The 14,491-nt window shown below is 62.1% G+C and carries 11 protein-coding genes; 6 read left to right on the forward strand and 5 right to left on the reverse strand.

Annotated elements, in window-relative coordinates; genetic code table 11:
- Positions 1-43 precede the first annotated feature (43 nt).
- On the reverse strand, positions 44-1,369 hold the full coding sequence (gene dinB / locus MWL89_RS08150; RefSeq protein ID WP_244412566.1) for a DNA polymerase IV: 1,326 nt from the start codon (positions 1,367-1,369) through the stop codon (positions 44-46).
- A 105-nt stretch (positions 1,370-1,474) separates the two neighbouring features.
- Between dinB and MWL89_RS08155 the strand changes: the two genes are divergently transcribed.
- On the forward strand, positions 1,475-2,614 hold the full coding sequence (locus tag MWL89_RS08155) for a pyridoxal phosphate-dependent aminotransferase (RefSeq protein ID WP_102378165.1): 1,140 nt from the start codon (positions 1,475-1,477) through the stop codon (positions 2,612-2,614).
- Between the two features lie 194 nt (positions 2,615-2,808).
- Here the strand turns inward: MWL89_RS08155 and MWL89_RS08160 are convergent, their stop codons facing one another.
- Positions 2,809-3,681: a DegV family protein gene (locus MWL89_RS08160; protein ID WP_102378164.1), complete on the reverse strand. Its 873-nt coding sequence runs from the start codon at positions 3,679-3,681 to the stop codon at positions 2,809-2,811.
- A gap of 196 nt (positions 3,682-3,877) precedes the next feature.
- On the opposite strand from MWL89_RS08160, the gene ileS reads away from it, so the two are divergent.
- The 3 genes from ileS to MWL89_RS08175 are packed head-to-tail and all read left to right on the forward strand — an operon-like array spanning position 3,878 to position 8,371.
- Positions 3,878-6,721 carry an isoleucine--tRNA ligase gene (gene ileS, locus MWL89_RS08165; RefSeq protein ID WP_244412567.1) on the forward strand — a complete coding sequence of 948 codons (2,844 nt, stop codon included), beginning with the start codon at positions 3,878-3,880 and terminating at the stop codon, positions 6,719-6,721.
- A gap of 4 nt (positions 6,722-6,725) precedes the next feature.
- Positions 6,726-7,352 (forward strand): signal peptidase II, encoded by a 627-nt coding sequence (lspA, locus tag MWL89_RS08170; RefSeq protein WP_244412568.1) that lies wholly within the window; start codon positions 6,726-6,728, stop codon positions 7,350-7,352.
- A complete protein-coding gene (locus MWL89_RS08175; RefSeq protein WP_244412569.1) occupies positions 7,352-8,371 on the forward strand; it encodes an RluA family pseudouridine synthase in 1,020 nt (339 codons plus the stop codon). The genes lspA and MWL89_RS08175 overlap by 1 nt, the downstream gene beginning before the upstream one ends.
- Before the next feature lie 105 nt (positions 8,372-8,476).
- Here the strand turns inward: MWL89_RS08175 and MWL89_RS08180 are convergent, their stop codons facing one another.
- Complete coding sequence (locus MWL89_RS08180; RefSeq protein ID WP_244385674.1) at positions 8,477-9,379, reverse strand: putative ABC transporter permease; 903 nt, start codon at positions 9,377-9,379, stop codon at positions 8,477-8,479.
- Positions 9,380-9,486: 107 nt separating this feature from the next.
- Between MWL89_RS08180 and hemH the strand changes: the two genes are divergently transcribed.
- A complete protein-coding gene (gene hemH / locus MWL89_RS08185) occupies positions 9,487-10,512 on the forward strand; it encodes a ferrochelatase (protein WP_102378159.1) in 1,026 nt (341 codons plus the stop codon).
- Positions 10,505-11,734 (forward strand): bifunctional phosphopantothenoylcysteine decarboxylase/phosphopantothenate--cysteine ligase CoaBC, encoded by a 1,230-nt coding sequence (gene coaBC / locus MWL89_RS08190; RefSeq protein WP_244385675.1) that lies wholly within the window; start codon positions 10,505-10,507, stop codon positions 11,732-11,734. The genes hemH and coaBC overlap by 8 nt, the downstream gene beginning before the upstream one ends.
- A gap of 78 nt (positions 11,735-11,812) precedes the next feature.
- On the opposite strand, the gene MWL89_RS08195 is transcribed toward coaBC, so the two are convergent.
- Complete coding sequence (locus tag MWL89_RS08195; protein WP_244385676.1) at positions 11,813-12,931, reverse strand: aminotransferase; 1,119 nt, start codon at positions 12,929-12,931, stop codon at positions 11,813-11,815.
- A 60-nt stretch (positions 12,932-12,991) separates the two neighbouring features.
- Positions 12,992-14,431 carry a basic amino acid/polyamine antiporter gene (locus MWL89_RS08200; protein ID WP_244385677.1) on the reverse strand — a complete coding sequence of 480 codons (1,440 nt, stop codon included), beginning with the start codon at positions 14,429-14,431 and terminating at the stop codon, positions 12,992-12,994.
- Between the last annotated feature and the right edge of the window lie 60 nt (positions 14,432-14,491).

The following is a 14,491-nucleotide window of genomic DNA, read 5'->3' on the forward strand; positions in this document are numbered from 1 at the left end:
GCCGGATTCACACCGTTCGATTAAAGCCCGGCTTCGGCCGGGCTCATTTGTAGTCGGAGGAGTTCTTCGAACCCGATCCAGTGGTTCGGCGCTCCATCGCAATCTCGCGCCCGAATCTGACGGCTGCGTCGCCGAACCGGTCTTTGACCTTATCGGTTGCGGCGAGCAGTCCGCTGCGTTTTTCATCGTCTGCAATGACGGGCTTCACGTCGTCGTCGCTCGGGGCCTCCTGCGAAACGTCGAACAGCGCCCCCTGCACCGGCCCTTCGCCATCGAAACCCGCCATGCCCACGCCGATCAACCGAACGGGAATGCCCGGCTCCCAGATCTCACGTGCCATTCGGTACAACAGGGGGGTGAAGAACAGGTCGTCGTCGGTCGGTTCGTCGAGCCTTCTCTGCACGCTTCTGACGCTGCGGTCCGAAAACCGCAGTTTCAAACTGACCGTATGCCCGCGCATGCCCTTCTTGCGCAGGCGCCTGCCCACCTTCGACGCCATCGTGGCGATGCCCGCCTCCACATCCTCGACCGTCGAGAGGTCTTCGGCAAAGCTCGTCTCGTTGGATACCGACTTGACGGGGTCGTCGTCGGAGACCGGCGTAAGATCGCCGCCGTTGGCCCGCGCCATGATCATCTCGGCGTTTTTCCCGAAGATATGCTTGAGCAGGGACTCGTCGGCCTTGGCGAGCTCTCCGAGCGTGCGGACGCCGTGCGCGGTGAGCTCCTTTTCGGCAGCGGGTCCGATGCCGCTCATCGTGCGGATGGGCAAAGGGCTTAAGAAATCCTTCTCGCGTCCGGGGTACACGATCGTAAGGCCCTGGGGCTTATCCATGTCGGAGGCGATCTTGGCGATCGTCTTGGTTGTGCCGAGGCCGATCGAGCAGGTTACACCCAGTTCGGAAACGCGCTTCTGGATGCGCTGGGCAACGAGGATGGGGTGCTCGGCAACGTGTGCGGTGGGGGAGATGTCGAGGAACGCCTCGTCGATGCTCACCTGTTGTATGCGAGGGCTCTCGTCGAGGAGTATTTCCATGATGCGCTTCGACATCGCACGGTAGCGGCTGTAGTGCCCGTGCGTCCATATCGCATCGGGGCACAGGCGTGCGGCCTGCGAGGACGGCATCGCGCTGCGCACGCCGTAGACGCGCGCCTCGTAGGATGCGGTCGAAACGACGCCTCGCTTGTCGGGGTCGCCGCCGACGATGACGGGCTTGCCGCGCCATCCGGGATGGTCGAGCTGCTCGACCGAAGCGAAAAACGCATCGAGGTCGACAAGCAGGATCGCCGAGCCGTGCCAAGCGGGAAGCTGCCCGGCGGCATCGACTTGCGGCCCCTCGCCGCCGACGTTATGTCCGTGTGTGCGATACATGGTGTTCATAGTCTAACATGTCGGGCATAAGGCGCTTGAATTGTGCTAGGATTGGTTACCCCGCGACGGGGATCGTCGCGTCGCACGGTACGGAGGGAGAAAGACATGTCGGCTTTGTTTGGGTTCAACGCTCGTTCGGGCGTTCGCGACGCCACGACGGCGCAGCCCGAGAAGCCCCTGTCGTTGCCCTACGAGCTTCGAACCGAGATGAACTGGGTCGACTTTTCGGGAACGGCAAACCCCCTCGGTACACCCAAATCGTTCATCCGGGCGATGCACACAGCGCTCGTCGACGGCGAATTGAGCTATATGCCCGACCGCAGCGCCCATACGTTCCGTGCAACGCTTGCGCGGAAGTTCGGCGTTGCCCCCGAATCGTTTCTGTGCGGCACTTCGGTAAGCGATATGGTCCGCTCGGTTGCGCAAACGTACCGCCCCTGCTCGGTGGGCGTCGTGTCGCCTGCGGCAGCCGAGTTCATGCTGGCCGTTGCCAATGCGGGCCACGACGTTGTCGAGCTTTCCACCCCGCATGCGTTCGTCGTTCCCGACGTGCACGCGGCGCACGATAACGGTTTGAAGTTCGATGCTGCGGTGCTCGCTAACCCCACGTACCCGACAAGCCGCCTGCTGCCCAAGCAGACGCTGGTCAATTACCTGGAGGCATGCTCGTGGGTGGTCGTAGACGAAAGCCTCATCGAGCTCACCCTCGGCGGCGAGAGCATGATCTCCCTGACCGACCGCTACCGCAACCTCATCGTGATACGGTCGCTCTCGTCGGCGTTCGCCATGCCCGGCGTTCCGATCAGCTACTGCATCGCCCATCCCGATACGATCGCCCAGATAGAGCGCTTCTTCGACAATTCGGGCCTCTCCATGTTCGCCGAGGTCGTTGGGGCGCACGTGTACGGCGAATCGGCCGATTACCTCGAGCGAACGCGCGAGTTCCTCGATACCGAGATCCCGTGGATGCAGTGCATGCTCAACCTCATCCCCGGCATTCAGATATTCCCGGCCGAAGCGAACTTCGTCATGTGCTCGTTCGACAACGCGGCGCCGATGGATCTGGCGGTTGCAAACACCTCCGAGCTCGTGCTGCGCCTGCAGCTTGCGGGTTTCCTCGTGAGAAAGCTCGAGGGGATGCCCGGGATCACCGGCGGCAAGTACTTCTGCGTCGGCGTACGGAGCCGAGAGGACAACGAGAAACTGCTCTCCGCGCTCCGTGAGATCATCATCGGCAGGCGCTAGTAGCCCAGCCGTACGCGAGCCTCCTTCCTGCGCATGCGCCCCGGCGAACACGATCGTCGCCAGTGGGCGCCGGTTCGTTCCCCGAGCGCAAGCCGCTTGCCTCGCGCGACCGCATGCGCAGCCGATCATGTAAAAAAGCCCCCGACCGCTCAACGGCGGTCGGGGGCATCGATTCGATTCGGCCCGGCGCTCGATCAGCGCCTGTCTGCCAGGAAGAACAGTGCGAGCGTGCCGGGACCCGAGTGGGCTCCGATGACCGGGTCCACGTAGTTGATGTGGACTTCGCCCACGCCGAACTCCTCGCGTACTTTGCCGGCAACGTACTCCGCATCCTCGATGCAGTCGCCGTGCGTGATGAACACGACCTGCTCGGAAATCGGTTCGACGGCCGATTTCCTCATGTGGTCGACCAACGCGTTGAGCGACTTCTTGCGCCCGCGAACCTTCTCCATCGGGATGAGGTGGCCCTCGTCGTCAACGTGCATCACGGGCTTGATGTTGAGCATGGTTCCGGCCCACGCGCTCGTTTTCGAAACACGGCCCCCGCGGAACAAGAACATGAGGTCGTCGACCGTGAACCAGTGGGCGAGGCGAAGGCGGTTGTCCTTCACCCATTCCGCGACCCCGTCGATGTCCATTCCCTCGCGTTTCTTCTGCACCGCGTAATACACGAGCAGCCCTTGGCCGCCCGATGCCGCCAGCGTTTCGACCGAGCGGATCGTGCGCTCGGGGAACTCGTTCTTCAGATCCTTCAACAGAAGGTCGATCGCCTCGTAGGTTCCGGAAAGCCCGCTGGAGAATCCCAGATAGAGTATGTCCTGCCCTTCTTCGAGCAGGTTCCTGAAGAGCTTTTCGGAATCGGCGAGGTTCGGCAGGGAGGTGGTGATGACCTTTCCCTCGCGCATCATGGTGTAGAACTGCTTCAGATCGGTTCGTTCGCCTTTGAGATAGCTTTGGTACTGCTCGCCATCGATCATGAACGTGAGCGGAAGAATATGGAGACCGAAGTCGTCGATCATATCCTCTAAGAGATTGCAGCTCGAATCGGTAACGATTTCAAAGCCCATGGGTCACCTCGAATCATGCTTGTCGTTAAATTGTGTCCTGAGCCAGTATAAACATTCTCGTACGACCCCGTATGTCACAATTTTGAAAAGTATCGTAAGGCACGGGGGAAATGAGGAAATTCCCCTATAATGTTCAAGTTTGATGCGATTATCCGGGCCGCTGGCCCGAGTGAATACGATAACCTGAGGAGACGGCGTGGGAAACAGCTACAAGGAAACGATGAATCTGCCCAAAACCGATTTTGCCATGCGCGCGAATCTGCCCGAAAACGAGCCGAAGCGCTTGGCGAAGTGGGAGGAGGCCGACCTGTACTGGAAGGTGCTCGAGAAGAACAAAGACGGCGAACCCTTCGTTCTGCACGACGGCCCCCCGTACGCGAACGGTCCGATCCATATCGGACACGCGTTCAACAAGATCCTCAAGGATTTCGTGATAAAAAGCCATGCCCAGCGCGGTTTCTATACGCCCTACATCCCGGGGTGGGACTGCCACGGCCAGCCCATCGAGCATATGGTCGAGGTGACGCTCGGCCCCGACAAGATGGCCGCCATCGACCAACCGACCCTGCGCCGCCTGTGCCGCGAGTGGGCCGAGAAGTACGTCGACGTGCAGCGCGAAGGCTTCAAGCGCCTCGGCGTCAACGCCGATTGGGACCATCCGTACCTCACGTTCACGCCCGGATACGAGGCGGGCAACGTCGAGATATTCAAGAAGATGTACCTCGACGGCGCGATCTACCGGGGCCGCAAGCCCATCCATTGGTGCAAAAGCTGCCATACCGCCCTCGCCGAGGCCGAAATCGAGTACAGCGACGAGACGTCGCCCTCCATCTACGTCAAGTTCAAGCTCGACACGGTTCCGGGCGTCTTCGAGGCTGCCGGCGTCGATGCGGACGCTTACGTGCTCATCTGGACCACCACGCCCTGGACGCTTCCCGCCAACACGGCGGTGAGCTTAGCCCCCGATGCCGATTACGTGATGGTCGAAGTCGACGGGAGCTACCTCCTCATGGCCCTCGACCTCGTCGAGCAGGTGGCTGAGACGGCGGGCTGGGATACCTACCGCATCGTTTCCGGTGCCGACGGCGAACCCGTTGCCCTGAAAGGCCGCGAGCTCTACGGCCTCACCTATACCGCTCCCGTTCGCCAGGACCTCAAGGGTACCGTGATCTACGGCGACCACGTGACGCTCGACACCGGCACCGGCGCGGTCCATACCGCACCGGGCCACGGCCAGGACGACTACCTCGTAGCCATCGAATTCGACATCCCGCTGCTCATGCCCGTCGACGACAACGGGCGCTTTACCGACGAGGCGGGCCAGTTCGCGGGGCTCGATACCGACGAGGCGAATCCCGTCATCATCGAGTGGCTGCGCGAGCAGGGAACGCTCGTCGCCGAGAAGAGCATCACGCACAGCTACCCCCATTGCTGGCGCTGCCACAAGCCCGTGATCTTCCGCGCAACCGACCAGTGGTTCGTCTCGATGGACAAAACCGGCCTGCGCGAGAACACCATGCGCGTCATCGAGAACGACGTCACATGGATTCCCGAATGGGCCTCGAACCGCATCGGCTCGATGGTGGCCGACCGTCCCGACTGGTGCATCTCGCGCCAACGTTCGTGGGGCGTGCCGATCCCCGTATTCAAGTGCGCCAAGTGCAACAGCACCGTGGCCACCGAGGAGACGTTCGACGCGGTGATCGAGCTCTTTCGAACCGAGGGAGCCGACGCGTGGTTCACGAAGGATCCGAGCGAGTATTTGCCCAAGAGCGTCGCGTGCGAGGTGTGCGGCTCCCACGAGCTCGTTCCCGAGAAGGACATCCTCGACGTGTGGTGGGAGAGCGGCGTGAGCCATACGAGCGTGTGCCGCTACCGCGCAGACGAGGGCCTCACCTTCCCGGCGGACATGTACCTCGAGGGCTCCGACCAGCATCGCGGGTGGTTCCAGTCCTCCATCCTCACGAGCGTGGGGGCCTACGGGGCAGCTCCGTACAAATCGGTCATGCACTGCGGATTCACGATGGACGCCGAGGGCAAGAAGATGTCGAAATCGGCGGGCAACGGCATCGATCCGGCCGACGTCATGGCCAAGAGCGGCGCCGACGTGCTGCGCCTGTGGGTTGCGAGCGTCGATTACTCGCAGGACGTGAACATCGGCGACGAGATACTCGATCGCACGAGCGAGGCCTACCGCCGCATCCGCAACACGTTCAGGTTTTTGCTCGGCAACCTCGCCGACTTCGACTACCGCAGCGATGCGGTCGCCTCGTGGGGCGACCTCTCGCCGCTCGACCAGTGGGCGCTCGTGCGCGTGCAGCACCTGCTGCACGACGTCGAGGCGGCCTACGACGCCTACAAATACCACCTGGTGTACCGAGCCGTGTACGACTACATCGTGAGCGACCTCTCGGCCGTCTACATGGACGCGCTCAAGGACCGCCTGTACTCCGAGGCACCCGATTCGCTGCTGCGCCGCGGCGCCCAGACCGTGCTCATGAACATCCTCGAGGTGCTCGTGCGCGTGCTCGCCCCCATCCTGTCCTTCACGACCGACGAGGTGTGGGAGAGCTACCCTCAAGGCCTGCGCTCCGAGAACGGGCATCCGCAGAGCGTGCAGCTCGCGGGCTGGCCCGAGGACAGCGACTTCATGCCGGCCGTTCCCGCAGGGGGAGCCGAGCATGTCTCCGAGGCGTTCGGCGTCGTGCTCGGCGTGCGCGAGGTGGCCATGAAGGCGCTCGAGGAGGCGCGCGGCGCCAAGGAGATCAACAAGAGCCAAGAGGCGTCCATCGAGATCACCGCACCGCGCTCGGTGCTCGACTATACCGAGCGGTTCGCACCCGAGGTGTTCGAGGAGCTGTTCATCGTATCGCAGGTCACGTTCGTCGAGGGCGACGAGCTCTCCGTGCGCATCGGCCGCGCACACGGAGAGAAATGCCCGCGCTGCTGGAACTACCGCGAGCTCGGCGGCAACCCGAACCACCCGGATGTGTGCAAGCGCTGCGGCGATGCGCTCGACGCCATCGGCTACAAGGAATAGCGCCGTGGAGCAAACCCCGACAGAGACCCAGACCGAGCCTTCCGCAAAGCCTTCGGCGAAATCTCCGAAGGAATGCGGACGCGGACGTGCGGCGCTCTTGTTCGCTTGTTTGGCGGCCGTGTGGCTTGCCGTCGACGTGGCGACCAAAAGCTACTTTAACACGTCGTTTGCACCGGGTGATGTGATAGGCGATCCGATTGCAGGGCTGTTTCGTTTCAGGCTCGTTCACAACACCGGTGCCGCATGGGGGATGTTCGGCGATTCGACGTTCGCTCTCGGCATCATGTCGATCGTCGTCTGCATCGCGCTCGTCGCGTACCTCGTCATTGCTTCGAAGGACATGAACGCAGGTCAGATCATCGGCCTCGCCCTCGTGTTCGCGGGGGGCATCGGCAACGCGCTCGACCGTTTCACGCTCGGCTATGTGGTTGACTTCGTCGATTTCACGTTCATCGATTTCCCCGTGTTCAACGTCGCCGATATCGGCGTCACGTGCGGTTTCGTCGTATTCATCGCCAGCATGCTCTACGCGTGGAGAAAAGCCGACCTTCGCGCTGCCGCAACGACGGCACTTGGGGACGATGGGGAGAAGGCCGATCGAGGCGACGACGGGAAAGGGCCTGCGGCCTGATGGCGCGTTCACTCGTCCATATCGTCGCCCCCGAAGACGACGGGATGCGCCTCGACGCCCTCGCTGCCGCCCGAAAGCTGTATCCGAGCAGGTCGGCAGCGGTCAAAGCCATCGAGGAAGGCCGCGTCTTCGTCAACGGCGAATCGCTTGCGAAGAAGGCGGCGGTCTGCGCGGGCGATACGATCGTCTACGAGGTATACGAAGAGGCTCCCCGAACGCACCTGGTCGGGCAGCCGATCGATCTCGACATCCGCTACGAAGACGACTACCTCATCGTTTTGTCGAAGCAGGTCGGACTGGTATGCCACCCGTCGCCCGATCACTTCGACGGAACGCTCGTGAACGCCCTCATCTACCATTGCGGAGCCGACAGCCTCTGCAACGTTCAGGGGGAGCGCGACCGCCTCGGCATCGTCCACCGGCTCGATCGCGATACGAGCGGCCTCATGCTCGCCGCCAAGACCGACGAGGTGGGCCAAAGCCTCATGGACGACATCCGCGACCGCATCGTCGATCGGCATTATCTGGCGCTCGTACAGGGCGTCATCCCGCACGATACGGGGATGATCGACGCTCCCATAGCGCGTGCCGATCGCGAGCGCACGCGCATGGCGGTCAGCGATTCCGCTTCGGCCCGCGACTCGATTACGACGTTTACCGTGCTCGAGCGCTTCGACGCGGGACCGAAGGACGACGGGTACACGCTCGTCGACTGCAAGCTCTTCACCGGAAGGACGCATCAGATACGCGTGCATATGAACTACATCAAGCATGCCTGTGTGGGCGATCCCGTGTACGGAAGCGGATCGGCCGCAATGCAGCTCGGCTTGACGAGGCAGTTCCTCCATTCCTATCGCCTCGCATTCACCCATCCCGCAACGGGCGAGGACCTCGAATTCGTCGATGGTCTGCCCGCAGATCTGGCTCGCGCACTCGAATCGATCTCCGATCGTTCTCGGGGGAGAACCGAAGCAGGCGAAACGGCATGTGCCGCAATCGGGAAAGGGTCGCTGCGATAGCCGAAACCTGCGTGCGGCGTGCGACGTCGTCGCCGGAGTTCGCTCGGTCGTCTCGACCCGGAGAGCGCCCAGGTACCTTTTAGGCCGCAGCGGTTCGGCCTCCGGCTATTTCTTAGCCGTGACCGTCATGTTCTGAAATCGCGCTTGGAGAAAACTGTCGGGGAACACGTCGTCGCAGAACTTCTGGATGGGATCGGTTGCGGGGATGCCCGCCATGCGCTGGCTTTCCCGGTCGAGGGCCAAACACGTGCAGGCGATGTTCGCTGCCATGAACAGCGTCATGAGCACGGTGGCGATGCGGGCGATCCTGTTCTTCGAATCGATATGGGAGAACACGCGCTTCACGACGGGCATGATGATGCGGACCCACACGAGTCCGAGCATGCCCCACATCATCCCGAAGAAAAAGTTGGTCCTGCCCTGGATGCTGCCGAAGGTGCCCGTGTAATCCCAAGCGATCGCGCCCCAAAACGTTTCCATGCCCCAGCTGGTCACGTACTCGATCGCCGAGCCCACCACCATCGAGATGAGGAATATTACAAGGTTGTGAGAGTGATAATAGCGGTTGAGGAACAGCGTGAGCAGCACCGCACCTGTGCCGTAGATAGGGGAGAACGGCCCCCATACGAGGCCGGCTCGGCTCTCCCATCCGCCGAACACGATGGCGTGGTAGACCGTTTCGACAGTCAGGCCGAATACCGATCCGGCCACGAACAGCCAGAACATCGTGAAATAGTCGATCTTGAGAAACCCTTGGTTATGGAACACCTGGGCTTTGAGTTCGCTGGCGAACTGGACGAGGGGCGATTCTTTCCCCGCCGCCTTCGGCGCTTCGCGGCTCGGCACATCGGCCGATGTGCCGAGTGGTCCGTCGTCCGGTATTCGCTGCCCATCCTCGCTTGCCTGCGAAGACGGGGGCGTGCGGGATGTGCCGGACTCGGGGTCCTGTGCCTTTTCTTCGCTCGCCATGGTTTGGCGGGAACCCGTTTTTTCCGTTTGCTTTCCCATCCCTGCGCTCCTATTGCCTTGATACGAGGCTAGAGTATACTAGATTGTTCGTGAACCTACATGACGGTTTCGTTTCAACTTACCGAATGGGCAGGAGTGATGGAAATATGCCGGCGCATACTCGATGCGGCGTGTTGTTGGTGAATACGGGAACCCCCTCTTCCCCGAAGCCGAAAGCAGTGCGTAAGTACCTGGGTAAGTTTCTCTTGGATAAAAGAATAGCCCCGATGAACAGGGTCTGCTGGTGGCTCATCGTGCATTTGTGCATCCTGCCGGTGCGCGGTCGCAAAAGCGGCGCGAAATACGAGCAGATCTGGACCGAGGAAGGATCGCCCTTCACCATCGCCCACGAGAAGCTCGTGCACGGGCTCTCCGCCGCGTTCGCCGAGGGCGGCTACGGCGACGTCGTCGTGCGCCACGCGATGAGCTACAGCGATCCGAGCATACAATCGGCCTTCAAAGATCTCGCCGGCGAAGGCTGCAGCCACGTGGTCGTGCTTCCGCTGTACCCCCAGAGCGCGCATTCGACGACCGGTTCGGTTCACGACGGCGTCGAGCGAGCCGTAAAGAAGACAGGCTGGAAGGGAACCTACGATTTCATCGACAACTATCACGATAATCCGATGTACATAAAGGCCCTCGCCGCTTCGATCAAACATGCGGGATTCGATCCCGAATCCGACGATCAGCTGCTGCTCTCGTTCCACTCGATTCCCCTGAAGGATATCGAGGCGGGGGACACCTACGAGCTGCAGACCGGTGCGTCGAGCCTCCAGATCGCAAGCGAGCTCGGGATCGATCGCAAGCGCTGGACCATCGGATACCAATGCCGCTTCGACAAGGGCCGCGAGTGGCTTTCGCCCTACACGACCGAGGTGCTCGCCCGCTGGGCCGAGGCAAGGGAAGGGCGTGTGTTCTTCGTCTGCCCCGGATTCGCAGTCGACTGCCTTGAGACGATCTACGACATCGGAGCCGAACTCAAGCCGTTCTACGAAGAGAAGGCGCGGGAAGCGGGAAATCCGATCGGAGATGGCGATTTCGTATACGTGCCGTGCCTCGATCGCAGCAAGGCGCATGCGAAAGTGCTCTTCGACGTAACGATCCCTTATGTTAAGGAGCGCATCGATGGATAGAGCAGCGGACGGGTCGCGCCGGTCGGAATGCGCCCAGAAGACCGTCCTACTCGGCGTGACGGGGTGCATTGCCGCCTACAAGTCGGCCGAGATCGTGAGGGGGCTTCAGAAAGCGGGGGTCCGCGTCAAGGTGGTGATGACCGAGCACGCGTGCGAATTCATCGGCCCCACGACGTTTCGAGCGCTTACGCGCGAACCGGTTGCAGTCAGGTTGTTCGACGAGCCGGGAGATCCCATACACCACATATCGCTCGCTCAGGAAGCCGACGCGATGCTCATCGCGCCCTGCACGGCGAACGTGCTCGCAAAGCTGGCGTGCGGCATCGCCGACGATCTGCTCACTACAACGGCGCTCGCGTTGACGGTCCCTTTGATCATCGCTCCCGCAATGAACGTGCATATGTACGAGAACCCGGCAACGCGCAAGAACATGGGCGTGCTCCATACCCGCGGCACGCACTTCATCGAGGCGGGCGACGGCTACCTTGCCTGCGGCGAAGCGGGAAGGGGCCGATTGGCCGATGTTGACGAGATCGTCGATCGGACGCTTCGCGTGCTGGGTGTCGAGCGGGACCTTCAGGGGAAGCGGGTGCTAGTAACCGCGGGCCCGACCGTCGAGGCCATCGATCCGGTTCGCTACCTTACGAACCGATCTTCGGGCAAGATGGGATATGCGATCGCCCAGGCGGCCGCGTTGCGCGGAGCGGAAGTCACGCTCGTATCGGGTCCTACGGCGCTTGACGCCCCCCGAGGCGTGCGCACGGTTGCCGTTGAAAGCGCAAGGGAAATGCTCGCTGCGGCAGAGGAGGCGTTCGCCCGTTGCGACATCGCCGTGTTCGCGGCTGCGGTCAGCGATATGAGGCCGAAGAATCCCGCTTCTCGAAAACTCAAAAAGGGAGCTGCCGACGCCGAGCTCTCGACGATCGAGCTTGTCGAGAACCCCGATATCCTCTCGACGCTCGGCAACGCGAAAACTTCCCAGGTGGTGGTTGGGTTTGCAGCCGAAACCGATGATGTGATAGAGAACGCTCAGGTCAAGCTTTCGAAAAAGAATGCCGACATGATCGTTGCGAACGATGTGGGGGGAAGCCTCGGCTTCGGCACCGACGACAACAAGGTGTGGCTCGTGAGCGCCGACGGCGTGCTCGACGTGCCTCGGCTCGCGAAAAGCGAGATCGCCGATATCGTACTCGATCGGGCGGCGCGGTTCATCGAGAAATAGAGCCCGTCCATGCGAAGGCGCCCCGAACGAGGTCCGGTTTGAAACCCGGTAGCGTTCGGGGCGCCTTCGTTGCGTGTGCTAGTCGAATCGGCGCAGCGCCCGGCTCAAACGATCGAGACCCTCGCGCAGCGTCGTTTCTGCGGCGCAGTATCCGAGGCGGGCTCCGCAAGGGAGCTCGAATCTGCTGCCCGGCACGAGCAGCACGCCGTAGTCGCGCAGCAGGTCGATGCAGAACCGCTCATCGTCGATGGGGATATCGAGCTGGATGTAGGAGGTTGAAACCGCTTTGGGCGCGACCCAGCTCACCCGCGGCTCGCCGTCGACCCACGCCTGGGCAATGGCCAGGTTGTTCTCAACGATGGCGCGGTTGCGATCGAGCACCTTCTCTTTGTTCCTGAGCACGTGCACGGCGAGCGCGTCGTTGAATACGCCGTCGCAGATCATGGTGTAGTCGCGGTACACGCGGAACCGGTCGGCGAGCTCCTTGTTGGAAACGGTCCAACCGATGCGGGCGCCGGGAACCGAGTAGGTCTTCGAGAGGCTGTTGGTAACCACGGCCCTTTCGTAGAGGTCGGCCATCGAGCGATACGATTCGGTGTCCTCAAGCGGCAGGTACACCTCGTCGGAGAGCACGTAGGCGCCGACCGAACGGGCGATTTCGACGATTTCCTCGAGCATGTCGGCGGAAAGCACGGTGCCGAGGGGGTTGCTCGCGTTGTTGATGCATATGAGCTTCGTGTCGGGGCGCACGAGGCGCTTGAGCTCCTCGACGTCGGGGTTCCAGCCGTGCTCCTGGCGGATGTGCCAGTACTCGACCTCTGCTCCGAGCGTGCGCGGGATCTCGTAGAGCGGCTGATAAGTGGGGTATTCGGCGATGACGTGATCGCCCGGCTCCACGAGTGCGAGCAAGGCGAGCAGATTCGCGCCGGTGGCCCCGTTGGTCTGGAGGATGTTGTCGGGATCGACCGAGCGGTAGAGCTTCGATACCTCGACCTTGAATTCGGGGGAGCCTTCGATCCATCCGTAGTTCATCTTCTCTCTGCCGAGGCGCTCGTAGAAATCGGCGCCCTCATGCTCGTCGAGCGCGAGGATCTCGTCCATGGTCATCGAAGAGATGGTGGATTGCGCGATGTCGTAAGTGGCGCTTTTCTCCCACACGTTGAGCCAGTCTTCGACGCCGATCGTGGCTATGTTCATAACGGTACTCCTTTCGAGGCAGCTCAACCGTACGCCGCCGTAGCAGAAGATGCAAGGAACTTAGAAGCTGATGACGCCCAGCGCGAGCAGTACGAGCGAGAGCACGCCGAGCGCGGTGATGGTGCCCATGCCGATCTTCTCGGGGTTCGTGAGACCGCGCCCCTGATCTTTGCGCGCCTTTGCGTACACGAGGAATCCGGGGACGTAGCCGACGCACGTGAGCAGCAAAAACGACCAGCCGTTGAACAGCACGCCGATAACCTGGAAGGCGACGGCTACGATGCCGATGATCATCTGGCCGGTCTGCCTGTTCTCGGCCGAGTACTTCACCTGGTAGGCCGCCGCCATGGTCCACGTGATCACGATGGCCACGGTGCACAGCGAGAACGCGAAGTTGTACGCGTCGGCGGAGAAGAGGAGCGTGAGCATGAACACCTGCGTGCACGCGCCCACCAGAAGCAGGCTGAACTGCGGCGCGCGCTTGGCGTTAAGCTTGCCCCAGGCTGCGGGCAGAAGCTTGCGCTCGGCCATGTCCGAGGTGGTCTCGGCGGGCAGGATCGTGAAGGAAAGCCACGAGCCCATGACCGAGATGATGATGGCGATGGATACGAACGCACCGCCCCAGCCGGGCGCCATCGACTCGAACACGTAGAGCATGGCGGGGTAGTTCATGGCTGCGATCTCGGTGTAGGGCATGTAGCCGTAGGGGAGCACCGACGCGCAGACGTAGATGGCGAGCAGACAGATAAGGCCGATGACGGTGGCCTTTCCCACATCGCTCTTGCGCCGTGCGCGAGACGACATGACGGTTGCGCCCTCTATTCCCACGAACGTCCACATGAGTATGATGAGGCAGTTCGTCACCTGCTCCCCGATGCTGCCGATCCCGACCGCCTCGCCTCCGAGCTCGCCCATGGCCGCCATGTTGTTCTGGAGCATGCCCCAGAAGTCGGCGGTGAACACGTTCGCGTTGAACAGGAACAGCGTGAACGCGATGAACACCGCGATCGAAGCGACCTTGCACACCATGACGATGGCGTTCAGGAACGACGCGCTTTCAACCCCGCGGATGACGAGCAGGGTGAGCAGCCACATGATGACCGAGGCCACGGCTATGCAGGGGATCGTGTTGCCGGGCAAGAAAGAGGGGAAGAAATACCCGACCGTCGACATCATCATCGTGGCGAACGCGACGTTGCCGAGCCACGCCGAGAGCCAGTACCCCCAGCCGGAAAGGAATCCAGCGAACGGTCCGAAGCCTTCTTCGGCGTATTGGAATATGCCGTGGAGGTCGGGGCGCTTGGCGCCGAGGTTCGCGAGCGAGAGCGCGAGCATCATGAACCCGAAGCCGACGATGCCCCAGGCGATGAGCGCGCTGCCGGGCGCAGCGACCTGTGCGAGCTGCCCGGTGATGGCGAATACGCCCGAACCGATGCACGAGCTGACCACCATGCCGATCAGCCCGAACAGGCCGATGCCCTGTTTCTTCTGTTCTTCCATGTGCATCCCTTCCAAGAATCGTCCGATAACGAGCGGTGCCGGACCAACGCATCCGTCGAA

The sequence above is a fragment of the Raoultibacter timonensis genome, from assembly GCF_022845715.1.
GTDB lineage: Bacteria > Actinomycetota > Coriobacteriia > Coriobacteriales > Eggerthellaceae > Raoultibacter > Raoultibacter timonensis.

Bases quoted from the DNA above. Each gene is read 5' to 3' on its own strand.
- dinB (WP_244412566.1), bottom strand. From the start codon at position 1,369: ATGTATCGCACACACGGACATAACGTCGGCGGCGAGGGGCCGCAAGTC.
- MWL89_RS08155 (WP_102378165.1), top strand. From the start codon at position 1,475: ATGTCGGCTTTGTTTGGGTTCAACGCTCGTTCGGGCGTTCGCGACGCC.
- MWL89_RS08160 (WP_102378164.1), bottom strand. From the start codon at position 3,681: ATGGGCTTTGAAATCGTTACCGATTCGAGCTGCAATCTCTTAGAGGAT.
- MWL89_RS08175 (WP_244412569.1), top strand. From the start codon at position 7,352: ATGGCGCGTTCACTCGTCCATATCGTCGCCCCCGAAGACGACGGGATG.
- MWL89_RS08180 (WP_244385674.1), bottom strand. From the start codon at position 9,379: ATGGGAAAGCAAACGGAAAAAACGGGTTCCCGCCAAACCATGGCGAGC.
- hemH (WP_102378159.1), top strand. From the start codon at position 9,487: ATGCCGGCGCATACTCGATGCGGCGTGTTGTTGGTGAATACGGGAACC.
- coaBC (WP_244385675.1), top strand. From the start codon at position 10,505: ATGGATAGAGCAGCGGACGGGTCGCGCCGGTCGGAATGCGCCCAGAAG.
- MWL89_RS08195 (WP_244385676.1), bottom strand. From the start codon at position 12,931: ATGAACATAGCCACGATCGGCGTCGAAGACTGGCTCAACGTGTGGGAG.
- MWL89_RS08200 (WP_244385677.1), bottom strand. From the start codon at position 14,431: ATGGAAGAACAGAAGAAACAGGGCATCGGCCTGTTCGGGCTGATCGGC.